Origin of the sequence: Pseudomonas iranensis (assembly GCF_014268585.2) — a bacterium.
GTDB lineage: Bacteria > Pseudomonadota > Gammaproteobacteria > Pseudomonadales > Pseudomonadaceae > Aquipseudomonas > Aquipseudomonas iranensis.
This window is the reverse complement of sequence record NZ_CP077092.1, coordinates 5,687,844-5,712,465: the sequence shown is the minus strand read 5'-3', so window position 1 is coordinate 5,712,465 and position 24,622 is coordinate 5,687,844. Positions and strand designations below refer to the sequence as shown.

Annotated in this window: 18 protein-coding genes and 1 tRNA gene; 4 read left to right on the top strand and 15 right to left on the bottom strand. The window is 60.1% G+C overall.

All coding sequences use genetic code 11. The features are described 5' to 3' along the window. Positions 1 to 76: 76 nt before the first annotated feature. Both HU724_RS25820 and HU724_RS25815 read left to right on the top strand, forming a co-directional pair. Complete coding sequence (locus HU724_RS25820; protein WP_186568902.1) at positions 77 to 1,873, top strand: acyl-CoA dehydrogenase C-terminal domain-containing protein; 1,797 nt, start codon at positions 77 to 79, stop codon at positions 1,871 to 1,873. Between the two features lie 154 nt (positions 1,874 to 2,027). Further along, complete coding sequence (locus HU724_RS25815; RefSeq protein ID WP_186568901.1) at positions 2,028 to 3,806, top strand: acyl-CoA dehydrogenase C-terminal domain-containing protein; 1,779 nt, start codon at positions 2,028 to 2,030, stop codon at positions 3,804 to 3,806. Between the two features lie 228 nt (positions 3,807 to 4,034). Here the strand turns inward: HU724_RS25815 and HU724_RS25810 are convergent, their stop codons facing one another. Then, positions 4,035 to 4,949: a LysR family transcriptional regulator gene (locus tag HU724_RS25810; protein ID WP_186568900.1), complete on the bottom strand. Its 915-nt coding sequence runs from the start codon at positions 4,947 to 4,949 to the stop codon at positions 4,035 to 4,037. 169 nt (positions 4,950 to 5,118) lie between these two features. Here HU724_RS25810 and HU724_RS25805 point away from each other — a divergent pair, with 169 nt between their 5' ends. Then, complete coding sequence (locus HU724_RS25805; protein ID WP_186568899.1) at positions 5,119 to 6,345, top strand: aspartate aminotransferase family protein; 1,227 nt, start codon at positions 5,119 to 5,121, stop codon at positions 6,343 to 6,345. A gap of 192 nt (positions 6,346 to 6,537) precedes the next feature. Then, entirely contained in the window at positions 6,538 to 6,696 is a 159-nt protein-coding gene (locus HU724_RS25800; protein WP_003228885.1) for a YqaE/Pmp3 family membrane protein, read from the top strand. A gap of 142 nt (positions 6,697 to 6,838) precedes the next feature. Here HU724_RS25800 and HU724_RS25795 read toward each other — a convergent pair whose 3' ends face one another. The 14 genes from HU724_RS25795 to rpoD all read right to left on the bottom strand — a co-directional run bounded on the left by HU724_RS25795 (position 6,839) and on the right by rpoD (position 24,592). Continuing rightward, positions 6,839 to 8,638 (bottom strand): S9 family peptidase, encoded by a 1,800-nt coding sequence (locus HU724_RS25795; RefSeq protein ID WP_186568898.1) that lies wholly within the window; start codon positions 8,636 to 8,638, stop codon positions 6,839 to 6,841. Beyond that, the gene (gene pqqE / locus HU724_RS25790) at positions 8,604 to 9,764 is read right to left on the bottom strand and encodes a pyrroloquinoline quinone biosynthesis protein PqqE (protein WP_225927645.1); all 1,161 of its coding nucleotides are present in this window, start codon (positions 9,762 to 9,764) and stop codon (positions 8,604 to 8,606) included. Before pqqE ends, HU724_RS25795 begins: the two co-directional genes overlap by 35 nt. Continuing rightward, a complete protein-coding gene (gene pqqD, locus HU724_RS25785; protein ID WP_016772874.1) occupies positions 9,736 to 10,011 on the bottom strand; it encodes a pyrroloquinoline quinone biosynthesis peptide chaperone PqqD in 276 nt (91 codons plus the stop codon). Before pqqD ends, pqqE begins: the two co-directional genes overlap by 29 nt. Continuing rightward, a complete protein-coding gene (gene pqqC / locus HU724_RS25780) occupies positions 10,008 to 10,760 on the bottom strand; it encodes a pyrroloquinoline-quinone synthase PqqC (protein WP_039757691.1) in 753 nt (250 codons plus the stop codon). Before pqqC ends, pqqD begins: the two co-directional genes overlap by 4 nt. A 139-nt stretch (positions 10,761 to 10,899) precedes the next feature. Then, positions 10,900 to 11,811: a pyrroloquinoline quinone biosynthesis protein PqqB gene (gene pqqB, locus HU724_RS25775; protein WP_186568897.1), complete on the bottom strand. Its 912-nt coding sequence runs from the start codon at positions 11,809 to 11,811 to the stop codon at positions 10,900 to 10,902. 81 nt (positions 11,812 to 11,892) lie between these two features. Continuing rightward, the gene (gene pqqA, locus HU724_RS25770) at positions 11,893 to 11,967 is read right to left on the bottom strand and encodes a pyrroloquinoline quinone precursor peptide PqqA (RefSeq protein ID WP_003444522.1); all 75 of its coding nucleotides are present in this window, start codon (positions 11,965 to 11,967) and stop codon (positions 11,893 to 11,895) included. A 156-nt stretch (positions 11,968 to 12,123) separates the two neighbouring features. Beyond that, positions 12,124 to 14,535 (bottom strand): pyrroloquinoline quinone biosynthesis protein PqqF, encoded by a 2,412-nt coding sequence (gene pqqF, locus HU724_RS25765; RefSeq protein WP_186568896.1) that lies wholly within the window; start codon positions 14,533 to 14,535, stop codon positions 12,124 to 12,126. A 38-nt stretch (positions 14,536 to 14,573) separates the two neighbouring features. After that, positions 14,574 to 15,368 (bottom strand): carbon-nitrogen hydrolase family protein, encoded by a 795-nt coding sequence (locus tag HU724_RS25760; protein WP_071173821.1) that lies wholly within the window; start codon positions 15,366 to 15,368, stop codon positions 14,574 to 14,576. A gap of 12 nt (positions 15,369 to 15,380) precedes the next feature. After that, a complete protein-coding gene (locus tag HU724_RS25755) occupies positions 15,381 to 17,063 on the bottom strand; it encodes a flavin monoamine oxidase family protein (RefSeq protein ID WP_186568895.1) in 1,683 nt (560 codons plus the stop codon). 215 nt (positions 17,064 to 17,278) lie between these two features. Then, positions 17,279 to 17,740, bottom strand: coding sequence for an Lrp/AsnC family transcriptional regulator (locus HU724_RS25750; protein ID WP_039757699.1), 462 nt, complete (start codon positions 17,738 to 17,740; stop codon positions 17,279 to 17,281). A 272-nt stretch (positions 17,741 to 18,012) separates the two neighbouring features. Next, the gene (locus tag HU724_RS25745) at positions 18,013 to 18,585 is read right to left on the bottom strand and encodes a PBECR2 nuclease fold domain-containing protein (protein ID WP_186568894.1); all 573 of its coding nucleotides are present in this window, start codon (positions 18,583 to 18,585) and stop codon (positions 18,013 to 18,015) included. Positions 18,586 to 18,779: 194 nt separating this feature from the next. Next, positions 18,780 to 18,856, bottom strand: a tRNA-Ile gene (locus HU724_RS25740). Between the two features lie 15 nt (positions 18,857 to 18,871). Beyond that, positions 18,872 to 22,618: a bifunctional diguanylate cyclase/phosphodiesterase gene (locus tag HU724_RS25735; RefSeq protein ID WP_186568893.1), complete on the bottom strand. Its 3,747-nt coding sequence runs from the start codon at positions 22,616 to 22,618 to the stop codon at positions 18,872 to 18,874. Positions 22,619 to 22,744: 126 nt separating this feature from the next. Continuing rightward, complete coding sequence (gene rpoD / locus HU724_RS25730) at positions 22,745 to 24,592, bottom strand: RNA polymerase sigma factor RpoD (protein ID WP_133336078.1); 1,848 nt, start codon at positions 24,590 to 24,592, stop codon at positions 22,745 to 22,747. Positions 24,593 to 24,622 lie beyond the last annotated feature (30 nt).

Here is a 24,622-nt window from a genome sequence, read left to right as displayed (position 1 = left end):
TTCAGCGCCTGCACAGTGATTGTCGCGCGTGGTAGCCAGCAGTAGGTTGAACAAATCTGCTGACGGAGAAGCCACCATGCCTGAGTACAAAGCTCCCCTGCGCGACATGCGCTTTCTGATCGATCACGTCTTCGACTTCCACTCCAGCTACGCCAGTCTGGGCGCGCATGACGCCAGCCCGGACATGATCAGCGCGATCCTCGAAGAAGGCGCGAAGTTCTGCGAGAACGTGCTGGCCCCGCTCAATCGCAGCGGCGATGAAGAGGGCTGCCATTTCGACAACGGCGTGGTAACAACGCCTACAGGCTTCAAGCAGGCCTTCGCACAATATGTCGAGGGCGGCTGGCACGGTTTGGCGGCTGATCCGGCTTACGGTGGTCAAGGGCTGCCGAGCTCGCTGGGACTGGTGATCAGCGAGATGGTCGGTTCCAGTAACACGTCCTGGGGCATGTACCCGGGCCTGACTCACGGCGCGATGTCGGCGATCCACGCCCACGGTACCGCCGAGCAGAAAGACACCTACCTGAGCAAACTTACCGCTGGCCAGTGGACCGGCACCATGTGCCTGACCGAAGCCCACTGCGGCACCGATCTGGGCATCATCAAGACCCGCGCGGTGCCCCGGGCCGACGGCAGCTACGCGATCACCGGCAGCAAGATTTTCATTTCCGCCGGCGAGCATGACCTGAGCGACAACATCATCCATCTGGTCCTGGCCAAGCTGCCGGACGCACCGGCCGGAACCAAGGGCATTTCCCTGTTTATCGTGCCCAAGTTCCTGCCCGATGCAGCAGGCGAAGCGGGAGAGCGCAATGGCGTTTCCTGCGGCTCGATCGAGCACAAGATGGGCATCAAGGCTTCAGCCACCTGCGTGTTGAACTTCGATGCCGCCACCGGTTACCTGATCGGCGAGCCGAACAAGGGCCTCAACTGCATGTTCACCATGATGAACCACGCGCGGCTCGGCACCGGCATGCAAGGGCTGTGTCTGGGCGAGGCGAGTTTTCAGGGTGCGATCAAGTACGCCAATGACCGCCTGCAGATGCGCGCGCTGACCGGCGCCAAGGCCCCGGAAAAACCAGCCGATCCGATCATCGTTCACCCCGATGTGCGGCGCATGTTGCTGACCATGAAAGCCTTCAACGAAGGCAACCGCGCGCTGACCTATTTCACCGCGCAGATGCTCGATGTCGCGCACCTGAGCAGCGATGCCGAGGCGCGTCAGGAGGCCGAAGACCTGTTGGCGTTCCTCACGCCGATCTGCAAGGCCTTCATGACCGACACCGGGCTGGAAGTGACCAACCACGGCATGCAAGTGTTCGGCGGCCACGGTTTCATTCGCGAGTGGGGCATGGAGCAACTGGTGCGCGATTGCCGGATTGCGCCGATCTACGAAGGCACCAATGGCATTCAGGCGCTGGACCTGCTCGGGCGCAAGGTGCTCGGCAGTCAGGGCAAGCTGCTGCGGGGCTTTACCAAAATCGTCCACAAGTTCTGCGCAGCGAACGCCGACCATGCGCAGTTGGGCAGCTTCGTCGCGCAACTCAACGGGCTCAATCAGCAGTGGGGCGACCTGACCATGAAGGTCGGCATGGCCGCGATGAATAACCCGGACGAAGTCGGCGCTGCATCGGTGGATTATCTGATGTACAGCGGCTACATCATCCTTGGCTACCTGTGGCTGCGCATGGCGTTGGTTGCCCAGACGCAGCTGGAGGCGGACGAGGGTGAGGCTGATTTTCTCAAGGGCAAACTGGCGACGTGCGAGTTCTACTTCAAGCGCTTGTTGCCGCGTACGGCTGCGCATCAGGCAGCGATCGAGGCGGGCAGTGATTGTTTGATGAATTTGCCGGCGCAGGCATTTGCTTTGTAGGGCAGATCGAAAGATCGCGGCGATCTTTTCTGGTGACTAAAAATAACAAATCAGTCACCGGCTGACCCTATGTGTCGCAAAAGTTGTTGAGGTACACTCAGGCTCAGAAAACATCATTCCACGAACCACCTGTTTAGATCTTGCGAGGTTTGCCATGGCTGACTACAAAGCGCCGCTGCGCGATATGCGCTTCGTCCTCAATGAAGTGTTCGAAGTCGCCAAACTCTGGGCCGAGCTGCCGGCGCTGGCCGAGACCGTCGACGCCGAAACCGTTGAAGCGATTCTCGAAGAGGCCGGCAAGGTCACCAGCAAAAGCATCGCGCCGCTGAGTCGTGCCGCTGACGAGGAAGGTTGCCATTGGGCGGACGGTGCCGTCACCACCCCGGCCGGTTTTCCACAGGCCTATCAGACTTATGCCGAAGGCGGCTGGGTCGGTGTTGGTGGCGATCCGGCCTATGGCGGCATGGGCATGCCCAAAGCCGTGTCGGCGCAGGTCGAAGAAATGGTCAACTCCGCCAGCCTGGCGTTCGGTCTGTATCCGATGCTGACCGCCGGCGCCTGCCTGTCGATCAATGCCCACGCCAGCGAAGAACTGAAAGCTGCGTACCTGCCGAACATGTACGCCGGCATCTGGGCCGGCTCCATGTGCCTGACCGAGCCGCACGCCGGCACCGATCTGGGGATCATTCGCACCAAAGCCGAACCTCAGGCCGACGGTTCCTACAAGGTCAGCGGCACCAAGATCTTCATCACTGGCGGTGAACACGACCTCACCGAGAACATCATTCATCTGGTACTGGCCAAGCTGCCGGACGCCCCGGCCGGTCCAAAAGGCATTTCGCTGTTCCTGGTGCCGAAGTTCATGGTCAATGCCGACGGCAGCCTCGGTGCGCGTAACCCGGCCAACTGCGGTTCGATCGAACACAAGATGGGCATCCAGGCGTCGGCGACCTGCGTGATGAACTTCGACGAAGCCGTCGGCTATCTGGTCGGCGAGCCGAACAAAGGCCTGGCGGCGATGTTCACCATGATGAACTACGAGCGTCTGGGTGTTGGTATTCAAGGCCTGGCCACCGGCGAGCGCTCTTACCAGAACGCCGTCGAATATGCGCGCGATCGTCTGCAGAGCCGTTCGCCGACTGGCGCGCAGAACAAGGACAAAGCCGCTGACCCGATCATCGTCCACCCGGACGTGCGGCGCATGCTGCTGACCATGAAAGCCTCGAACGAAGGCGGCCGTGCGTTCTCCACGTATGTGGCGATGCAACTGGACACCGCCAAGTTCAGTGAAGACGCGACCACCCGCAAGCGCGCGGAAGATCTGGTGGCGCTGCTGACGCCGGTAGCGAAAGCTTTCCTGACCGACCTGGGTCTGGAAACCACCGTCCACGGCCAGCAGATTTTTGGTGGCCACGGCTACATCCGCGAGTGGGGCCAGGAACAACTGGTGCGCGATGTGCGCATCACCCAGATCTACGAAGGCACCAACGGCATTCAGGCGCTGGATCTGGTCGGGCGCAAGATCGTTGGCAGTGGCGGCGCGTTCTACCAGCTGTTCGCTGACGAGATCCGTCATTTCACCGCAACCGCCAGCGCCGATCTGGGCGAGTTCACCAAGCCGCTGAACGATGCCGTCGACACCCTCGACGAGCTGACCGCGTGGCTGCTGGACCGGGCGAAAAACAATCCGAACGAAATCGGCGCGGCCTCGGTCGAATATTTGCAAGCGTTCGGATACACCGCTTACGCCTACATGTGGGCGTTGATGGCCAAAGCCTCGCTGGGCAAGGAAGCGCAAGATGATTTCTATGCGAGCAAGCTGGGCACCGCACGCTTCTATTTCGCCCGTTTGCTGCCGCGTATCCACTCGTTGAGCGCGTCGGTCAAGGCCGGTAGCGAGTCGCTGTTCCTGCTGGATGCGGCGCAGTTCTGATCCTGTAGACGTCATGTAAGCATTTGCTTACGTGACGTGCTGCTGTTCTCCCATATCCGTATATTGGATCCACGGCTAATCTACATTTCATGGACGTCGCGCAGGAAGCGCAAAGTAAACAACACGGACACGTAGGATTCTGCCAGGGTGGCGGAGTGAAATGGATGTCAGGGAAACAGTCTGCAAAGCCCCGCTTCGGCGGGGTTTTCTTTTGCCTGAAGAAAAGTTTCAGGCGAGCGGATCGAGGGGCGGCTTCACTTCGCGATCGATCACCTCTTCAAGCAATGTCTGCAGCAATGCCAACGAGGCCTGCTGGCGTTGTACATCACGGCACACCAGGCCAACTTGCAACGGCACCCGTGGCTCGCTCAGCGGTTTCCACAGCAGATCTTCATCGTCGTATTCCTTTTGCGAACGTCCCGGCAGCACCGTTGCCAGCCTGGTGTGCGGCAGGCTGTCGAGAATTCCCAACATATTGTTCAGCTCGGCCTGCACTTGCGGGCGTCGTCCGAGGCTGGTCAGTTGTGCCTGCCAGATCTGCCGGATCTGGAACTCTTCGCCGAGCAGCAGCATTGGCAGCTCAGCAGCCTGGCGCATCGAGACCTTCTTGAACTCGCGCAAGGGATGGTCTGCCGGGATGACCAGCGTCAGTTCATCTTCATACAGCAACACCCCGTGCAGACCGGGTTGGCGCGGCGGCAGATAGCTGATGCCGATGTCCAGCGAACCATTGAGCAGACGCCGTTCGATTTCCAGCCCCGTAAGTTCATAGATCTGCACTACCAGATGCGGCTGCGCCTTGCGCACACGCTCGAGCATTTGCGGCACGAGGCTGGTGTGCACCGTTTGCAACACACCGATCGCCAGGGTGCGCAACGCCTGCCCCTTGAAATTACCCAACGCCTCGCGCGCCCGCTGCAAGCCATCGAGCAACGGCAGCGCGTGGTTGTACAGCGTGTGCGCAGCGAGGGTCGGCAGCAGGCGTTTACTGCTGCGTTCGAACAGGGTGACGTCGAGATTCTGCTCCAGCTGACGGATCTGTTGCGACAGCGCCGGTTGCGAGATCGACAAGCGCTCAGCCGCACGGCCGACATGGCCTTCTTCGTAGACCGCGACGAAATAACGCAGTTGTTTGAAATCCATAAGTAGCGCTTATCGAAATGGCTGAAAAAACGAAATGGCCTGAAGCCGTTTGCGCGCCTAGTCTAACCGCATTCGCAAGGCTTGCAGGGCCAGAAAGCGTGACGAATTCCATTTGCTTCGTTCGTGATTACATAGGCAGTTCAAAAAACCTCCAGCGAGGTTTTTGCTCATGAATCTGTTCAGTTTGCGGCGCCAGACGCCGAGTCTGGATGACCTCTGCTTCGAGGCGGGGCCATCCGCTATGACCGACCATCTCAATGCCCAACGCCTGATGCCCAGTGTCGAGCGGCCGCATCAAGTGTTCGCTCGCGGCCAGGGTTCATGGCTGTGGGACAGCAACGATCGCGCCTACCTCGACTTTTCCCAGGCCGGCGGCGCCAACAGCCTTGGCCACAGCCCCACGGCGCTGGTCAAAGCCATCGCCAATCAGGCTCAGGCGCTGATCAATCCAGGCTGCAATCTGCGTAATCGCGGCATGTTCAGCCTCGCCGAACGTCTGTGCGCCAGCACGTCCAGCGATCAGGCATACCTGCTCAACAGTGGCAGCGAGGCTTGTGAGGCGGCGATCAAACTGGCGCGCAAATGGGGCCAACTGCATCGCGGTGGCGCTTCGCGGATCATCGTGGCGCAGCAGGGTTGCCATGGCCGCAGTCTGGCGACGGTCGATCGAGTGCCATTCAACGACCTGCCGGCGCTGCATGCGGCGGTTGATGCGCAGACCGTGGCGATCATGCTGGAGCCGATCCAGAGCGATGCCGGGGTCATTCCGGCGACCGAGCACTACCTCAAAGGGGTCGAGCGACTGTGTCGTGACCTGGGCATTCTGCTGATTCTCGACGAAGTGCAAACTGGTCTGGGCCGCTGCGGCAGCTTGCTCGCCGAACAGTCCTACGGGATTCGCGCCGATATCGTTGTGCTCGGCAAAGGCCTCGGCGGCGGCTTGCCGCTGGCGGCCTTGCTGGCGCGAGGCAAGGCCTGCTGTTTCGCCATCGGCGAGCTGAGCGGCACTCATCACGGCAACGCCTTGATGACGGCGGCCGGTCTGGTGGTGCTCGACAGCATCCATGACCGCAGCTTCCTCCAGCAGGTCAACGACAACGGCCAGCACCTGCGCGAAGGCCTGGCGCGACTGGCGCACCGCTACGGCCACGGCGAGTTGCGCGGCCAAGGCCTGTTCCATGGGCTGACGCTGTCCGACGAATGCGCCGACGCCGTCGTTCACGCTGCACTTCACGAAGGCCTGATATTGAACGCCGCGCAGCCTGACTGCCTGCGCTTCACCCCGGCACTCACTGTCAGCAAAGCCAACATCGACGAAATGCTCCTGCGCCTGGGCCGCGCCTTCTCGCGAGTGCGCACCGCCCAGTTGCAATGCCGCAAGGGCATTGCCGTCTGAGCTGAGCAGCTCCAACCGATTACCCGAACCGTCTCGCGGTATAACGCACGCCCCACGCCTGATTCTTTTGGAGTGGGGCATTTTTTTGTGATGCTGGCGATCAAATAGCAAGCGTAATGAACCCTGACGAACGGCGCAGGTCGATTAGCTTGTATGGCTCAAGTGAGCCAACCCCCATTCAGGAGCTGCCCCATGGATTTCATTCGTATCATCATCGCTATTCTGTTGCCGCCACTGGGCGTGTTTCTGCAGGTCGGGTTTGGCGGGGCGTTCTGGCTGAACATTCTGCTGACGCTGTGCGGCTACATTCCGGGGATCGTGCATGCGGTGTATATCATCGCCAAGCGTTGAGTTCAGTGGCGTCTGATCAATAGCTATCGCGGGTAAGCCCGCTCCCACAGTGTTATGAGTGATGACAATTTTTGTGTACACCAAATAACCTGTGGGAGCGGGCTTGCCCGCGATTGGAGCGACGCAGTCTCAAAGTGAGGGCTCAGTCAGTCAGCCCCATCACCCGCCGATAAAACGTCCACTCCTGCTCCAGTGCATGCGCCTGGTTGGCCGCGCGACGAAAGCCGTGGCGTTCGTCAGGGTAGTAATGCGCTTCGACCGGGATGCCGTTGTGCTCCAGCGCCGCGACCATGTCGCGGGTCTGTTGAGGCACGACCACCGCGTCCAGTTCACCCTGGAAGAAAATCACCGGCACGCGAATGTTATCGGCGTGCAGCAATGGCGTGCGGGCGGCATAGCGTTCGGTATCTCGCTCGGGATCGCCGATCAGCCAGTCCAGATAATCGCCCTCGAACTTGTGCGTGGCCCGTGCCAGCGCGACCGGATCGCTGACGCCATAAAGGCTGGCGCCTGCGCGGAAAACCTGCCTGAACGCCAGTGCGCACAATGTGGTGTAACCACCTGCACTGCCACCGCGAATGAACGCGCGGTCGCCATCGATCAAACCTTGGTCAGCGAGATAACTCACCACCGCGCAGGCATCCTCGACATCCACCTCGCCCCAGCGCAAATGCAGCGCTTGCCGATATTCGCGACCATAGCCACTGCTGCCGCGATAGTTGAGGTCGGCGACGGCAAAGCCGCGCTGCGTCCAGTACTGGATGCGCGGATCGAGGATCGGATAGCACGCCGACGTCGGGCCGCCGTGGATAAACACTACCAGCGGCGGTTTCGCTTCACCGCTCATGGCCGGATAAAAGAAACCGTGTGCCTCGCCGGAGCCGCTCGGATAACGCAAGGTCTGCGGACGGCTGATGCGTTCGGCAGGCAATGGAGCCACGCCGCCAGCGAGGATTTTCGCTGCATGAGAGACACGATCAATGGCAATCACTGCTGACGGGCTCACCGGCGTTGCGGCAATGCAATAGATGAACTGTTGATCCATCGCCAGGTGGCGGAAGCGGCTGTAGTCGCCGCTGAAATCTTCATCGCCAAGGGCCAGGCGACCGAAACCGGCCTCGGTCCAACTGGCTAAATAATGATCGCCGACAGGCAGCCAAGTGCAGCCGCCAAGCTGCCACGGCGCCGGCGCGTGATCGGCCTCGGCACTCGGTAGCGCGTGCAAGCCATCGGACGTTTCGACCCACGGCTGCCAGTAGCCGCCACGATCTGTCAGGCAGTAGAGCCGGCCGTCGGCGTCGAAACGCGGCTGCTGGATCGACTCCTCGATCTGCTCGCCGGCAATACAACGAGGCGCAGAAAAATCACCGTCCGCGACCATCAACCGCGTCGAGGTCCACGGCTGATGCGGTCGGCTCCACTCGATCCACGCCAGCCGCCGGCCGTCCGGGCTCAGCGTTGGCGACGCATAGAAATCCGCACCTTCGGCCAGCACCTGTCGCGTACCGCTCGCCAGATCGATCGCCACCAGGCGATGTCGATCCTGCTGCTCTTCGACCGCCAACACCCGGCCAGCGGCGAATTGCAGATCGCCGTAGCGGCAGTCAGTCGACGTCAGCGCGACCGGCTCGCCATCCAGCGCCTGCCGATACATCTGCTGATCCGCTTCATTGACGAAAACCACCCCGTCAGGCGTCAGACAAAACGCACCACCGCCATATTCGTACACGCGGCTACGCACGCTGAAACCGTCCGGCGTCAGACGTTTCGCTGCGCCATCGCGCCAATGCCAGATTCGGCACGCGGCATCCTCGGGGCGATATTCATTCCACAACACGCCATGGGCGCCGAGCTGCAGTTCGGCGAAGTCGGTTCCGGCAGCGACGGCCTGGGCGGCGCTGAAAGGCTCAGCCCTTGGCGATGAGGCGTGAGTTTCGTTCATTGCGAAAGGCCAGTTGTTCGATGGTTTGAGTGGCGGTCTCGGCTTCTTCGCGGGCCTTGAGGATCACGCCGTGATGTTCGGACTTGCTGCACACCGGGTCGGCATTACTGGCGTCGCCGGTGAGCATGAACGCCTGGCAGCGGCAGCCGCCGAAGTCTTGTTCTTTCTCGTCGCAAGAGCGACACGGCTCGGGCATCCAGTCGTAACCGCGAAAACGGTTGAAGCCGAACGAGTCGTACCAGATGTGCTGCATGCTGTGATCGCGCACGTTGGGAAACTGCACAGGCATCTGGCGGGCACCATGGCAGGGCAGGGCGGTGCCGTCCGGGGTGACGGTCAGGAAGATGCTGCCCCAGCCGTTCATGCAGGCTTTCGGGCGTTCTTCGTAGTAGTCCGGGGTGACGAATATCAGCTTGCACGGATGCCCTTCGGCTTCCAGCCTGGCCCGGTATTCGTTGGTGATGCGTTCGGCGCGCACCAGTTGCTCCTTGGTCGGCAGCAGGCCAACACGGTTGAGCTGCGCCCAGCCGTAGAACTGGCAAGTGGCGAGTTCGACGAAGTCAGCCTCCAGCGCAATGCACAGTTCGATAATGCGGTCGATCTTGTCGATGTTGTGCCGATGGGTGACGAAGTTCAGCACCATCGGATAGCCGTGGGCCTTCACCGCACGAGCCATTTCCAGCTTCTGTGCAAAGGCCTTTTTCGAGCCCGCGAGCAGGTTGTTCACTTGCTCGTCGCTGGCCTGAAAACTGATCTGGATGTGATCAAGCCCGGCCTTTTTGAAGTCGCTGATTTTCTGCTCGGTCAGGCCAATGCCGGAGGTGATCAGGTTGGTGTAGAAGCCCAACTGCCGCGCTTCACGGATCAGTTCGGCCAAGTCCTGACGCACCAGCGGTTCGCCGCCGGAAAAGCCCAATTGCGCCGCACCCATCTCCCGCGCTTCGCGGAACACCTTGATCCATTGCTCGGTGGTCAGCTCTTTGCCCTGCTCGGCGAAATCCAGCGGATTGGAGCAGTACGGGCATTGCAGCGGGCAGCGGTAGGTCAGCTCGGCGAGCAGCCACAGCGGCAAGCCGACTTGCGGTTTGGCCGGCAGATCAGCCAAGGGTGAGCCAGTGTTGCTCACGGGCAACCTCCATGAATTGCTCGACGTCGTCACCGAGCTCGGGCACGCCGGGGAACTGCTTGTCGAGTTCGGCAATGATTGCCGCGACATCGCGCTCACCGTCAATCAGGCCCCCAATCAGCGCGGCCGTTTCGTTGAGCTTGATCATGCCTTCCGGATACAGCAAGACATGGCCCTTTTGCGCCGGCTCGTATTGGAAGCGATAGCCCGGGCGCCAGCTCGGCACTTTGCTGCGGTCGAAACTCATAAGATGATTCCTTTATGCCAGACCCGTTGTTCGGTCACGCTGTGATACGGCGGACGGTTCAGTTCATAGGCCATGCTCATGGCATCGAGCATGCTCCAAAGAATGTCCAGTTTGAACTGGAGAATTTCCAGCATGCGCTCCTGGCCTTCGCGGGTCTTGTAATGCTCAAGGGTGATCGCCAGCCCATGTTCGACGTCACGCCGCGCCTGACCGAGACGGGTGCGGAAGTATTCGTAACCGGCCGGGTCGATCCACGGGTAATGCTGCGGCCAGCTGTCGAGGCGCGACTGGTGGATCTGCGGCGCGAACAACTCGGTCAGCGAGCTGCTGGCGGCTTCCTGCCAACTGGCGCGACGGGCGAAGTTGACGTAGGCATCGACGGCGAAACGCACGCCGGGCAGCACCAGCTCCTGAGAACGCAATTGGTCCGGGTCGAGGCCAACAGCCTGGCCCAAACGCAGCCAGGCTTCGATGCCGCCATCTTCACCGGGTGCGCCGTCGTGATCGAGCAGGCGCTGAATCCACTCGCGGCGGATTTCCCGATCCGGGCAATTGGCAAGGATCGCCGCGTCTTTCAGGGGAATGTTCACCTGATAGTAGAAGCGGTTGGCGACCCAGCCCTGAATCTGCTCGCGGGTCGCGCGGCCTTCGTACATCGCCACGTGGTACGGGTGGTAGATGTGGTAGTAGGCGCCCTTGGCGCGCAGGGCCGCTTCGAATTCGGCGGGGGACAGCGGGGTGTCGGTCATGTCTGTTCTCCGGGAACAACCCTGGAAATCTCTGGTGTCTGTGCTGGCCTCTTCGCGAGCAGGCTCGCTCCCACAGTTGATCGCATTCCAATGTGGGAGCGAGCCTGCTCGCGATAGACCGCGCAGCGGTCTCGATTGCTTAAAGCACGATACTCATGCCATCAAACGCCACTTCAACATTACGCCGCACCAGCTCCGCACGCTCCGGGGAATCCTCGTCGAGGATCGGGTTGGTGTTGTTGATGTGGATAAGTACCTTGCGCTGCTCGGGCAACTGCTCCAGCACTTCCAGCATGCCGCCGGGGCCGTTCTGTGCCAGGTGGCCCATCTCGCGACCGGTGCGGGTGCCGACGCCACGGCGCTGCATTTCATCGTCATCCCACAGCGTGCCGTCGACCAGCAGGCAATCGCTGCCCGCCATGATTTCCAGCAGCGGCGCATCGACCTTGCCCAGCCCTGGCGCGTAAAACAGCTTGCCGCCGGTGTTGAGGTCTTCAACGATCAAACCGATGTTGTCGCCCGGATGCGGATCGAAACGGTGCGGCGAATACGGCGGCGCGGCGCTGCGCAACGGCAGCGGGGTGAAACGCAGGTTCGGGCAGGCCGCTACGGTGAAGCTCTGGTCGAGCTCGATACGGTTCCAGTCCAGCCCGCCGTTCCAGTGGTTGAGCATCTTGAACAGGGGGAAACCGGTGCTCAGGTCTTCGTGAACCATGTCCGTGCACCAGACCTGATGCGGGCAGCCTTCGCGCAGGCTGAGCAGGCCGGTGGTGTGGTCGATCTGGCTGTCCATCAGGATGATCGCGCTGATGCCGGTGTCGCGCAGGGCGCGGCCCGGTTGCATCGGGGCGAAGCTTTGCAGTTGCGCGCGGATGTCCGGCGAGGCATTGCACAGCACCCAGTTCACGCCGTCATCGGAAATGGCGATGGACGATTGGGTGCGGGCCTTGGCGTTCAGGCTGCCGTCGCGAAAACCTGCGCAGTTGACGCAGTTGCAGTTCCACTGCGGAAAACCGCCACCGGCGGCCGAACCCAGAATCTGGACGAACATGAACGCTCCATCATTTCAACGCGGAAAATAAAACGCCTCGGCGAGCCGAGGCGTTGCACTGCGATTCTGCGTAAGCAGAACTCAGCGGCTGGCGAAGTACATGGTGACTTCGAAGCCGATACGCAGGTCGGTGTAAGCAGGTTTGGTCCAGGCCATGAGATGTCTCCTTCTGAGGGTTGGGATAGCGCTATCCATAGTTATAGTCCACGGCAGCGCGGTGATGTTCCAATTAGTTAGGCGGCTATGTTACTCAAAATTTCAACGCCGTGACCCGTGAATCTTTGAGAAAGCTCCTTGCAGCCTCGGTAATGATCAGTTTGTCGCTTGCCACGGCGCGTCCGGCATCGATTCATTGGCCAGGCAGTGCCAGCCGCCCTCGGCGTTGATCAGACGCTGTGCAGCATCGAGTAAAGCCTCGCGATTCAGCTGCTGAATCGCCGCGACCAACTGCTCACGATAATCGGACGAATGGCCAGCGAGTTTGCCCTGCCACAGCAGCTCGGCAGCATCCTTGGTGGACAGCGTGGCGTCGTCGAACTGATCGGCGAGGCTTTGGCGCTGTTGCTTGAGGCTTGCGTCATCGAGCATTTCGATCAACGCGGGGATGTTTTTGAGGAACTCTTGAATGTATTCGAGCAACTCGGCGGCCGAAGTCGTCGGCGATTGTGCGCCAAAGACAATCGCGGTCCTGCCGTGCAATTGACGCAGCGCGCTGAACACGGCGTACCCCAATTGCAATTCGACGCGCAGGCGCTGGTAAAAAGGCGTCTGGCACAGCTGAGCCAGAAGGCGCCATGCAGCTTCATCAGCGATGTCGCGGCTGGCAGTCGGGCAGATCAGCAGCAAGGCGTGTTCGCTGGAGGCCGTGTTGATCTGGCACCAGTGGTACTGGGCTTGGGCGATCGGTGTCACCGCTAGCTGGTTGTCCGGTGTGCCGGGAATGCGGCTCAGCGCCAGGCCCAAGGCTGATTGGGTTTGTTGGTTGAGGCCTAGAGCGAGGCCGTCCCAGCGCGAAGTTGTCCACAGCTGATTGGCGTCCTCGCTGGTTCCAATTGTGGGCAGGGATTTCTCTGGCAACGTTTCGAGTAGTTGGCGGATCGGCATCGACGGTATCTGCACCTCGTCGCGCGGCGAATCGGCGTCGATCATCGTCAGACATTTCAGCGCATGCTCGAGGACACTGGGCATCGGTTCCTGTAATCCGCTCATTTTCAGCAGGCATTGGTTACCTGCGGCGCTGAAAGACAAGTCCACTCCGGCTTCGGACGCATCCTGTCGGGTCTGGCGCAGACTGCGCTGCAATCTTGCGCGCAGATCGGCGCTGGCCGCCGCCTCGACCTGCCAGCGCAGGTAAATCGCGCCTTCATCGCTGTTGTCTGGCAGTGCCTGGCTAAACTGCATCGGCGACCGTTCGCGACGGCTGCGCGAGCGATCCTGGGCGAACGTGCGCAGGCCACGGTGGGCGCTGGTCTGGCCGCGAATCAGCCCGGCGTTGGCCAGCGGTTCACTGGCGCGCAAGAAAGGATTGGCGGCGGGCAGATGCCAATGATCGCTGAAGTTATCCACAACGCCGATCTCGCGAAGGATGTGCTCAAGTGCGGTAGCGCCGGATTCGGACAGGCCGAATGCTTGCTGCTCGAGATCGAGCCGTGCCACTTGCAACGCGCCGCTGACTTGCTGCTGGCGCTGAAGCAGGGCGGCGTATTCCTCGCGCAACGGCGTCCAGTCCTGACGGTCGAAGAAGCTCAGCCAATCCAGCAGCCGTTCGCGAATGGTATCCAGGCGGTCGCCGTCGGCATGGAATTGAAGATGCAGCAGCGCTTGGCCGGCGAACTGGTAAAGCGGCGTGGCTTTCAGGCTGTCAGCCAGATTCTGTTGATGCAGGTATGCGAGCAATCCACCAGGTTTTGCGCTATTCAACCAATGACAGAGAAAAGCCATCGCCTCGGCGGATGACTCGGGCAACGCGTCGAAAGCAAATAACAGGTTCGTGTGAGCGCCGACCTTTTGATAACTTTTCACTGCCAACGGTGGCGGTGCGGCCTGGGCAACTTTATCCCCAACCGGCAACACCGCTGCGAATTGCTGCGCCAGCTCCCGAAGCTCATCGATACTTTGTGGCCCGACCAGACTCAGGCTCATTTGCCCGGTTCGATAAAAGCGCTGATGGAAGTCTTGCAGCGCCGACTGAAACCCAGGCGATTCGACCTGCAAGCTGTCCCGATTGCCCGCATGAAACCCACGCAACGGATGCTCCGTTGGCAAACCTTCATACAAGGCAAACTGCTGCTGCGCTGTCGGATCCTGCGACCAGGCGACGAATTCGGCCTGCAGCACTTCTCGTTCACGCAGTTGATCGTCCAGATTCATACGTGGCCGGGCGAGCATGTCTGACAAACGCTCGAGCCCCGCGCTGAAGGACGACACAGGCAACTCGAAGAAAAAGTCCGTGGTGCGCTCGCGGGTGCTGGCATTCACCTGCCCGCCGTGACGTTGCACGTAGGCCATCAGCCCTTCGTCTGTGGGAAAACGCTCGGTGCCGAGAAACAGCAAATGCTCGAGAAAATGCGCCAGCCCCGGCCATGCCAGCGGCACGTCATGACTGCCGGCCGCCACGCGCAACGCCGCAGCGCTGCGCTTGAGACCGGGCACGTGGCGCAGGGTCACGTGCAGGCCGTTGGCCAGGGTTTCAGAGTGGGGGCGGGGATGAGTCGGCGCGGGCATGGGCACTTCCAGAACAGTGAAGTGCCCATGCTAGCGGATTAGCGGCGGTTGAGCGCGCCGTAAAGCTCCGGGCGGCGATCGCTGAGATAGCGATTGGCCTGACGTGAGTCGTTCATCAATTGGCGGTCCAGTTCACCGACGATCAACGCTTCGTCCAGACCTGCCAGGGCGATACGGCTACCGTCCGGTGCGGCAATGCTGCTTTGCCCACAGTACTGAATATCGCCTTCATGGCCGCAGTAATTGGCGTAAGCCACGTAGCACTGATTTTCGAAGGCGCGGGCACGCACGGTGACATCGGCAACGAAATCGAACGGAATCATGTTGGCCGTCGGCACCACAATCAGCTCGGCGCCGGTCAAGGCCAGGCGCCGCGCGTTTTCCGGAAACTCCAGGTCGTAGCAGATCAGGAAGCCGAGCTTCCAGCCGTTCAATTCAACCACCGGCAAGTCGGAGTCACCGGGGCTGAACATCGACCGGTCGAGATCGCCAAACAGATGCGACTTTCGATAGTTGCACAGGCGCTCGCCGTGGGCGTCGATCAGTTGCACGGCGTTGTAGATCTGCCCGTCGGCGGTGCGCTCCGGATAACCGTAAACGATCGCCAGACCGGCAGCCTTGGCAATCCGGCCGATCTGCTGCGCCCATTCACCGTTGTAGACCTCGGCCAGCGTGCTCACCGCTTCGGCGCCGATGTTGTAGCCGGTCATAAACATCTCCGGCAGCACCAGCAGGTCGGCGCCCTTGGCCTCCATCGCTACCTGATGCAGGCGCTGCAGGTTGGCGGCGGGGTCCAGTGGCAGCGGTGGACATTGGTAAACGGCTACGCGCATCGGGGAATCCTCTTACTCGGGCAGGGCGATAGGGCCGATGTCTTTGAACACATCACCCGGGCCGGGGTTCTCTTTATGTGTCGAGCCGCCGAAATGTTTCATGATGCCCCACACCGCGTTGAGCGAGGTCTGCACCGCGCCTTCGACCCACGCCGGTGTCCACGACACGTCGTCGCCGGCGATGAAAATCCCGCGCTGTTCGGCCGGCATGTCGTCCTGCATGAAGTGCGCATACATGCGCTGGTTGTAGCGGTAATGGCCGGGCAGGGCGCCTTTGAAAGCACCGAGGAAGTATGGATCGGCTTCCCACGACACGGTGATCGGATCGCCGATGATCCGTGCGGCGATGTCGACTTTCGGGTAGATCTTTTTCAGCGCGTTCAACGCCAGCTCAACGCGTTTTTCCACCGGATGCGGGAGCATTTTCAACGCGTCGCTCATCCACGAGTACGACAGGCAGATCACACCCGGCTTGTCGTCGCCGTTGTCGAACAGATAGGTGCCACGGGTCAGGCGATCGGTGAGGGTCATGCTCATCACATCACGGCCGGTTTCTGGATCCTTGTCCTTCCAGAACGGCCGGTCGACCATCACGAAGGTTTTCGACGACTGCATGTAGCGCGTGCGGTCGAGGGCCATCCACATCTTTTGCGAGAACAGGGTTTCGTCGCATTCGATCTGAGTGGTCAGCAGCCAGCTCTGGCAGGTGGTCAGCACAGCGGCATATTCGCGGGCGTCACCGTTGTTGTCGGTAACGGCGAAACGGCCTTGCGGTGCGTGAGCGATTTTCTTCACACCGGAACGCGGTGCGCCACGGTGCAGGGATTTCAGGCTGGTGCCCGCCGGCCAGTGCACGCAGCGCTCCGGCACATGGCGCCAGATGCCCTGCGGCACCTGCTCGACGCCACCGACCACCAGGTGCTGGTGATCGTCACAATTGGTCATCACCACGCGGAAGATTTCCAGCATGGAATTGGGGAAGTCCGAATCCCAGCCGCCGGTGCCGAAACCGACCTGGCCGAACACTTCGCGGTGCTGGAACGACAATTTGGCGAAGGCTTTCGAGGTGGCGACGAAGTCGTAAAAAGTCCGGTCGTCCCACAGCGGCACCAGCTTGTTCCACAACTCTTTCAGGCGCGGCACATCGCGATCACGGATGGCTTGCTGGATGTCGGAGAACTGCGAACCGGCTTCCAGCGCATCCGCCCAGGCGTCAGCCACTTCCTGAAACAATGCAGGAAGATCCTTCAGGCTTTCGGCGTAGTAGGTTTCGCCTTCCAGATCGATCACGGTACTGCCAGACGCGCCGGTCAGCGGGTTGGGGAAGGGCTTGGTTTCCAGGCCGAGCTTGTCGACGTAGTGATAGAACGCGGTGGAGGACACTGGAAAGCGCATGCCGCCAAGCTCGGCGACGATGGCGTCGGTGCCGTTGAAGGCTTGCGAGCGCAGACGACCGCCGAGTTTCGACGCCTCGTACACCACCGGTTTCAGACCGAGTTTCATCAGTTCATACGCGGCCACCAGACCGGCAATGCCCGCCCCGACAATCGCCACCTCAGCACCATGGTGCTGCTCAGGAATGCTCCCCAGACCGGCGGGATGCTCGATCCAGTCGTCAAACGCGAACGGAAAGTCCGGACCGAAAATGGTGACTGGTTTTTTTCCGTCTGCAGGATGGCGATTGTTTTTGTTCATGGCTGACCTTGTTGGCGACCCGACGCAGGATTCGCGTCTGAGTATAGGAAAAGATGCCAGCCATTCTAGGGAGCGGGGAGCGCGTTAATAAGACGCAATGTGTCGTCGTTTTGCCTGATTATTGTGCAGACTGACGATTGCAGGCTGCATACCGACCAAAAAAGTGGGAGCGAGCCTGCTCGTGAAGCGGCTCAGCCAGAATGCCCGGCCAATGCTCAGACCGGCTGCCCGCGATCAATCTTGCTACTCAGAATGATCGAAGTCGTGGTTTTCTCCACCCCATCGACGCTGCCAATCTGATCCAGCAACTGATCCAACTGCTCCGGCGAATCGGTGCGCAACCACGCCACATAATCAAACTCGCCACTCACCGCACACAGCTGCTGCACCTGCGCCATCGCACTCAAACGTCGCAGCACGTCCTTGCCGGAACGCGGCTGCACCTTGATCCCGACGTAGGCTTGCAGCCCGCCATCGACCACGCGCTGGCCGAGGCGTACGCCATAACCGGTGATCACTTTGGCTTTTTCCAGGCGTGCCAGACGCGAAGTGACGGTGGTGCGAGCAATCCCCAGTTGTCGAGCGAGCATGGCTACGCTTTCGCGGGCGTTGATTTGCAACGCGGCGATCAGCTGGCGGTCGATTTCGTCGAGGATGGGGTGGCGGGTGTCTGGCAAGGGAAGCTCCACTGGCGTTGAGTCGGAGGGAGGCGCACTTTACAGGCAAATAAGGAAAGGCTTTTGCGCCATAGCAAAGTGGTCACTGATGAATTTGATGAAACAAATGTTCTGACAATTGATTTGACTTGTCTGCCCTGTTTCCCAAGAATGCCAACAAGAGCGCGAAATCTGCTGCCTTGCAGGGCGTTAGCAGATGTAGGTACCTCAGCGATGCTGCAACATCGGTGTCAGGTGAGACCTCTTCATCCCATTTTCTGGGGATGTAAATATCAGGATTTAGATGTTACGGGCAGCCCGATGGCTGCCCTTTTTTTGTCCGTAAGAATGTACCGCCTATACAAAAGCTCGCCTTTTCGATGCCTGTTCATGGCTCTCGCCGGAGCGTGCATAAAATTCCAGAGAACGTGTCCATCCCGAATGTCCACAACCACAAGCATGTCGTTTTTTGCCTCATAGGCATTGATGAAAGCCATGCGGTGTGCGCCGTTATCGTATCGGACTTTCCATATTTCAAAGGGTCCCTTTAAGGTATCGATAGCGTGTCGCACATAGCGCTCGCGGGAGTCCGGGCGTTTCTCAACGATATGGGCCAGCTTGTCTCTCGCAACCGCAACGTTTCCAATGGGCGTCAGGATAGTCACGGCCATAACGGACTCATCGATGAATCCGAAGTTTTCCAAGAGTATTCCCAAGGCACCCGCTACATCGTCAGCCCTTTTTATTTCTGCAATTGCGGCTGATCGAAGTTCTTTCGTGAGTGTTCTCAAGTCGGGTAGGGCAAGATCGATCCAGGTTGCTTGGTCGGCTGCTTCCCTGATTGTTGGAGCAGCATTCATGAGCATGGAAACAATCCTGAGCGGCGATGGCGTCAGGAGATTAATTGCTGGCAGGAAAGCCTAACAAGGCTGGAAACGTCCCGGAAACATCGCTTCAGAATGTTCCTACAGATAGCGCAGCTTTCTTCCTGGGTTGGTATTAGCAAGACTGGATAACTACACCCACAAAAAAGCCGCGCATTCAGCGCGGCTTTTCAATTTGGTGGGCCCACACGGACTCGAACCGTGGACCAAAGGATTATGAGTCCTCTGCTCTAACCAACTGAGCTATAGGCCCTCAGTAGGCCGCGGATTATAGCGACGGTTTCGCGGCTGTGCTATCCGAAAAATCCGATACGGTTACATGCAGAAACGTCGCGGCGAATTCGTCCGGTGGCAGCGGCAGGCTGACGATGTAGCCCTGTATCTGTTCGCACCCTTCAGCAGCGAGGAATTGTTGTTGCGCCTGGGTTTCCACGCCTTCGGCAATCACGGTGAATTGCATGCTGCGCCCCAGAGCGATGATGGCGCGCACAATGGCTGCGTCGTGGGGGTCGTCAGGCAGTCCGCGGACGAAGGATTGATCAATCTTGAGGATGTCCAGCGGCAGGCGTTTGAGGTAGCTGAGCGAGGAGTAGCCGGTGCCGAAGTCGTCGATCGCCAGTTGCACACCGAGGTGTTTGAGTTGGTGCAGCACCGCCAGCGCCTCTTCTGCCTGACTCATGATGAAATTCTCGGTAATTTCCAGTTGCAGTAAATCCGGCCTGAGGTGGTTGTCCTTGAGCAGTTGTTCGATGCGCACCAAGAGGTTGGGCTGACGCAATTGCGCACCGGCGAGGTTTACCGAAAGCGGCCCCAACGGTTGGTAGATCTCGTTCCACTCGAACATCTGCCGGCAAGCGGTCTCCAGCACCCAGTCACCGATCTGCAGGATCATGCCGTTTTCTTCCGCCAACGGAATGAAATGCTCGGGCGGCACGTCGCCGAAGGTCGGGTGGCGCCAGCGAATCAGCGCCTCTGCACCGACCAGACTGTGATCGACCAGGCTGATTTTCGGTTGGTAATAGAGAAACAGCTCATCGCGCTCGATGGCGCGGCGCAGTTCGTGTTCCAGCGCTATGCGCTCGCTGGCTTGGGCAGTGAGGTCGCGGGTGTAGCTTTCGACGCGGTTGCGTCCTTTGGCTTTGGAGCGGTACATCGCCGCGTCGGCGTTTTTCACCAGCGTGGCCACATCGCAACCGTCGCGGGGATAGAGGCTGGTGCCGATGCTGGCGCTGATAAAGAACTCGTGTTCGCCGGCCTGGAACGGCGCACCGAAGCAGTTGAGCAGTTTCGTCGCGATGTTGTCGGCGTCGCTGGCTTGCTGCAAGCCTGGCAACAGGATGATGAATTCGTCACCGCCCAATCGCGCGACCGTGTCGATATCGCGCAGTTGTTCTTTCAAGCGCACGGCGATGCCCTTGAGCAACAGGTCGCCGACCGGGTGGCCGAGGCTGTCGTTGATGTGTTTGAAACGGTCGAGATCGAGAAACAGCACCGCGCCTTGGCCGCCATTTTCCTGCTGGCTGGCCAGGGCCATTTGCAGGCGGCTCTCAAACAAGGTGCGGTTGGGCAAACCGGTGAGCGGGTCGTGGTGGGCCTGATAATCGAGTTTGGCCTGGGCATGCTTGAGGCTGGAGATGTCGGCGAACACCGCGACGAAGTGAGTGATGAACTTGTCGCGATTGCGCACCGCGCTGATGGTCAGCCAGCTCGGGTACAGCTCGCCGTTCTTGCGCCGGTTGGAAATCTCGCCTTGCCAGTGTCCCTCGTCGGTCAATTGATGCCACATCGCGGCGTAGAAAGCGCTGTCATGCAGCCCTGACGCCAGCAAGCGTGGCGTGTGGCCCAGCGCTTCACTTTCGCTGTAACCGGTGATTTCGGTGAAAGCGCGATTGACGGCGCTGATGTGTTGTTGAGTATCGGTGATCAACACGCCCTCGGCGGTGCTCTCGAAAACGGTCGCGGCCTGCTGCAGTTTTTCCTGCATGAGATGGCGTTCGGTGATGTCGCGAGCGATGGTCAGCATGCAATCCTCGTCGCCGATCGGCAGCGGGCGACTGGACACTTCGCACAGGCGAATCTGCCCGTCACTGCGACGGATGTGGCATGTGAAGTCGCGGACGAAACCGTCGCGTTGCAGCAGGTCAAGCATCTGTTTGCGTTCGTTGAGGTTGACCCAGATGCCCAGATCCAGCGTCGAACGATCCACCGACATCGCGCTGTTGAAACCGGTGATGCGGCTGAAGCCTTCATTGACCTCCAATAGCAGGCCGTCGCTCTGGCGTGACAGCAGCAGGCCGTCCGGCGACGCATGGAAAGCCTTGGCGAATTTCTCTTCAGAAGTTTGCAGTTGCTGTTGGGTTTCCTTGAGCTGGCTGATGTCGCGCACCACAACCACCAGCGCCGGGGTGGTGTCGAGGTCGAAGGGCTCGGCGGAAATCAGCCCGGTGAACAGTTGGCCGTTGTTGCGACGAAAGGGCATTTCCAGATTACGGATGCTGCCGGCCTGCAAGCGCTGCAAGAGGCCCGGCCCGACCCCGGGAATGCCCCAGATACTGAGGTTGGTGGCGGTTTGGCCGATGACGTCCTCGGCCCTGAGGCCGATCTGCTCCTCGAAGGCTTCGTTGACCTCTAGCAGGCAGCCGTCGGACAGACGCGCAATCACCAGAATGTCCGGGCACTGCTCGAACACCGACGCGAACTTTTGCTCGGACAGGCGCAGCGCCTCTTCGGTGCGCTTGATTTCACTGATATCGATCATCAGCCCGCGCATCACCGGTTCGTGGCCATGCTCGATCAGGCTGACGATATCGCGCACCCACAGGCAGCGGCCGTCAGCGGTTATCACGCGGTAATCGACGATGTGATCGCGGCCCTGGCGTAGCGCTTCCTTGCAATAGTTCTGCGTGCGGGTCAGGTCGGCGGGGTGAATGATGTTGTGCCAGAAGCCCGGAATCAGCCAATGGGACTGTGGATAGCCGAGCAAGTCTTCAGCATGCGGCGAAACATAGCTGTAGGTGAAGTCGCTCATCCGCGCTTCCCAGGCGATCGCCGACAAGCTCTCTACCAGGCCACGGTAGTGATATTCGCTACTGCGCAATTCCTGTTCGAGGTCGATGCGCCGGCTGATTTCCGAACTCAGTCGGCGGTTGATGCGAATCACCACGGCGAGGATCGTCATCAGCAGCAACAGACCGGGCAGACCGTACATCAGCAGGTCCGACCAGAACGTGCGGTGGTCGAGCACATTGCCGACCCAATGTTCCTGAATGCTACTGATTTCCGCCGGGGTCATGTCGGCGAGGACTTTATCAAGTATCCCGACCAGCACCTTGTTGTCGCGGGGCACGGCCATCGCCAATTGATAGCGATATGGGGTTTCGCCGCTGACGTAGAGGCCGTCGAGCTTGAGCTGGCGCAGGCTCCACACGCTGGAAGCGAGATCGCCGACCACGGCGTCCACTTCATCGGTCGCCAAAGCTTGCAGCGCCGAGCTGACATTGGGCATGGCGACCAGATTCAGATCGGGGTGGTGAGTACGCAGCAGTTCGTGGGGGGCGTAGTTTTCCACCACGGCGATTTTCAGACCGTAGAGGTCGTCGAGTTTGCGCGGCTGGGCGCCGCCGACATGGGCAAGGATGACGATCGGGAAGTCGAGGTACGGCCGGGTAAATGACAGGTAATTCTGGCGCTCCGGCGTGGACATGATTCCCGGCAGCAAATCGATCTTGCCTTTTTTCACCTGCTCCAGCACCACCGTCCAGCTTGCCGGTTCGATCGGCGTCAGCTTGATCGCCAAACGTTGGCGAATCACGTCGATATAGTCAGCGGCCAGACCCTGATAGCGGTTCTGATCGTCACGAAATTCGAAAGGCGGCCACGACGCGTCAACACCCAGTCGCAAGTCAGGGTGAGCCGCCAGCCAGCTGCGTTCTTCATCGGTGAGAGTCAGCGCGTCAGCCGTGGCGGTGCAGATCATCAATGACAGCAGAAAAAGCACGGGCGCCAGTCTGGGCATAACGCTCTCGTCACGGCTTGGGGATGATTGTTTCGAGTGTAGACGGGGTACGCGGCGGGGAGGGCGGAGCGGGGAATTTAATCTGCCATAAAACAAAACCCCCGGCCTGGGCCGGGGGTTCTGGTATCACTCGTCGAGGAAGGAGCGCAGATGCTCGCTTCGCGTCGGGTGGCGCAGCTTGCGCAGCGCCTTGGCTTCGATCTGACGGATCCGCTCACGCGTTACGTCAAACTGTTTGCCTACTTCTTCGAGCGTATGGTCGGTGTTCATGTCGATACCGAAACGCATGCGCAGTACCTTGGCTTCACGGGCAGTGAGGCCGGACAGCACTTCGCGAGTCGCTTCCTTCAGGCTTTCCACCGTGGCGACATCGATTGGCGACTGCATGGTCGAGTCTTCGATGAAGTCGCCCAGATGGGAGTCTTCGTCATCACCGATCGGGGTTTCCATGGAGATCGGCTCTTTGGCGATCTTCAGTACCTTGCGGATCTTGTCCTCAGGCATTTCCATGCGTTCGCCCAGCTCTTCCGGGGTCGGTTCGCGACCCATTTCCTGCAACATCTGCCGGGAAATACGGTTGAGCTTGTTGATCGTCTCGATCATGTGCACCGGAATACGGATGGTGCGGGCCTGGTCGGCGATCGAGCGAGTGATCGCCTGACGGATCCACCAGGTGGCATAAGTCGAGAACTTGTAACCACGACGGTATTCGAACTTGTCCACCGCCTTCATCAGACCGATATTGCCTTCCTGGATCAGATCGAGGAATTGCAGGCCGCGGTTGGTGTACTTCTTGGCGATCGAGATCACCAGACGCAGGTTGGCTTCAACCATCTCTTTCTTCGCGCGGCGGGCCTTGGCCTCACCGATCGACATGCGACGGTTGATGTCCTTGATTTCTGCGATGGTCAGCCCGGTCTCGGTTTCCAGCGCAATCAGCTTCTGCTGGCAACGGATGATGTCCGGCTGCACGCGACCGATGGCTTCGGCGTACTTGCTCTTGCCTTTGGCCAGGGCGTCGGACCAGCTTTCGTCGACTTCGTTGCCCGGGAACTGACGCAGGAAATCGGCGCGCGGCATACGTGCATCACGTACGCACAGCTGCATGATCGCGCGCTCTTGCTGACGCAGACGATCCAAAGCACTGCGTACACGCTCGACCAGGGCTTCGAATTGCTTCGGCACCAGTTTGATCGGCATGAACAGCTCGGCCAGTGCGAGCAACTCGGCAATCGCTGCCTTGTTGTTGCGACCGTGCTTTTTCAGGGCCTTGCGGGTGACTTCCATCTGGTCGGCGACGGCGCCAAAGCGCTGTGCAGCGATGACCGGGTCCGGACCGCTTTCGGCTTCTTCTTCGTCATCGGAAGATTCGGCATCATCGTCGTCAGTGTCGTCGTCGGCCTTGACGGCTTTCGGGTCAACCGGCGGCGGCACTTCTGCCGCAGGCGGCGCTATGCCATCGTCCGGGTCGATATAACCGCTCAGGACGTCGGACAGGCGACCACCTTCGGTGGTGACGCGGGTGTACTCGGAGAGAATGTGGTCAACCGTGCCAGGGAAGTGCGCAATTGCGCTCATCACTTCACGAATGCCCTCTTCGATCCGCTTGGCGATTTCGATTTCGCCTTCACGGGTCAGAAGCTCGACCGTACCCATTTCACGCATGTACATGCGCACCGGGTCAGTGGTGCGACCGATATCGGTCTCCACCGCCGCCAACGCAGCGGCTGCTTCTTCCGCAGCGGCCTCGTCGGTATCGGCGTCGGCCAACATAAGGGCGTCCGCATCCGGAGCACTCTCGTGTACGGGGATCCCCATGTCGTTAATCATGCGGATGATGTCTTCCACCTGCTCCGGATCTGAAATATCCTCGGGCAGGTGGTCGTTGACCTCGGCGTAAGTCAGATACTTCTGCTCACGACCCAGTTTGATCAACTCAATAATACGAGACTGCTGTTGCGCTTTTCCGGACATAACACCCTATCCACTGAAGGTCTTGGCGGG

What these genes read in the sequence shown, in the direction of transcription:
- HU724_RS25820 (WP_186568902.1), top strand. Translation starts at nt 77, where the DNA reads ATGCCTGAGTACAAAGCTCCCCTGCGCGACATGCGCTTTCTGATCGAT.
- HU724_RS25815 (WP_186568901.1), top strand. Translation starts at nt 2,028, where the DNA reads ATGGCTGACTACAAAGCGCCGCTGCGCGATATGCGCTTCGTCCTCAAT.
- HU724_RS25810 (WP_186568900.1), bottom strand. Translation starts at nt 4,949, where the DNA reads ATGGATTTCAAACAACTGCGTTATTTCGTCGCGGTCTACGAAGAAGGC.
- HU724_RS25805 (WP_186568899.1), top strand. Translation starts at nt 5,119, where the DNA reads ATGAATCTGTTCAGTTTGCGGCGCCAGACGCCGAGTCTGGATGACCTC.
- HU724_RS25800 (WP_003228885.1), top strand. Translation starts at nt 6,538, where the DNA reads ATGGATTTCATTCGTATCATCATCGCTATTCTGTTGCCGCCACTGGGC.
- HU724_RS25795 (WP_186568898.1), bottom strand. Translation starts at nt 8,638, where the DNA reads ATGAACGAAACTCACGCCTCATCGCCAAGGGCTGAGCCTTTCAGCGCC.
- pqqD (WP_016772874.1), bottom strand. Translation starts at nt 10,011, where the DNA reads ATGAGTTTCGACCGCAGCAAAGTGCCGAGCTGGCGCCCGGGCTATCGC.
- pqqC (WP_039757691.1), bottom strand. Translation starts at nt 10,760, where the DNA reads ATGACCGACACCCCGCTGTCCCCCGCCGAATTCGAAGCGGCCCTGCGC.
- pqqB (WP_186568897.1), bottom strand. Translation starts at nt 11,811, where the DNA reads ATGTTCGTCCAGATTCTGGGTTCGGCCGCCGGTGGCGGTTTTCCGCAG.
- pqqF (WP_186568896.1), bottom strand. Translation starts at nt 14,535, where the DNA reads ATGCCCGCGCCGACTCATCCCCGCCCCCACTCTGAAACCCTGGCCAAC.
- HU724_RS25760 (WP_071173821.1), bottom strand. Translation starts at nt 15,368, where the DNA reads ATGCGCGTAGCCGTTTACCAATGTCCACCGCTGCCACTGGACCCCGCC.
- HU724_RS25755 (WP_186568895.1), bottom strand. Translation starts at nt 17,063, where the DNA reads ATGAACAAAAACAATCGCCATCCTGCAGACGGAAAAAAACCAGTCACC.
- HU724_RS25745 (WP_186568894.1), bottom strand. Translation starts at nt 18,585, where the DNA reads ATGCTCATGAATGCTGCTCCAACAATCAGGGAAGCAGCCGACCAAGCA.
- HU724_RS25735 (WP_186568893.1), bottom strand. Translation starts at nt 22,618, where the DNA reads ATGCCCAGACTGGCGCCCGTGCTTTTTCTGCTGTCATTGATGATCTGC.
- rpoD (WP_133336078.1), bottom strand. Translation starts at nt 24,592, where the DNA reads ATGTCCGGAAAAGCGCAACAGCAGTCTCGTATTATTGAGTTGATCAAA.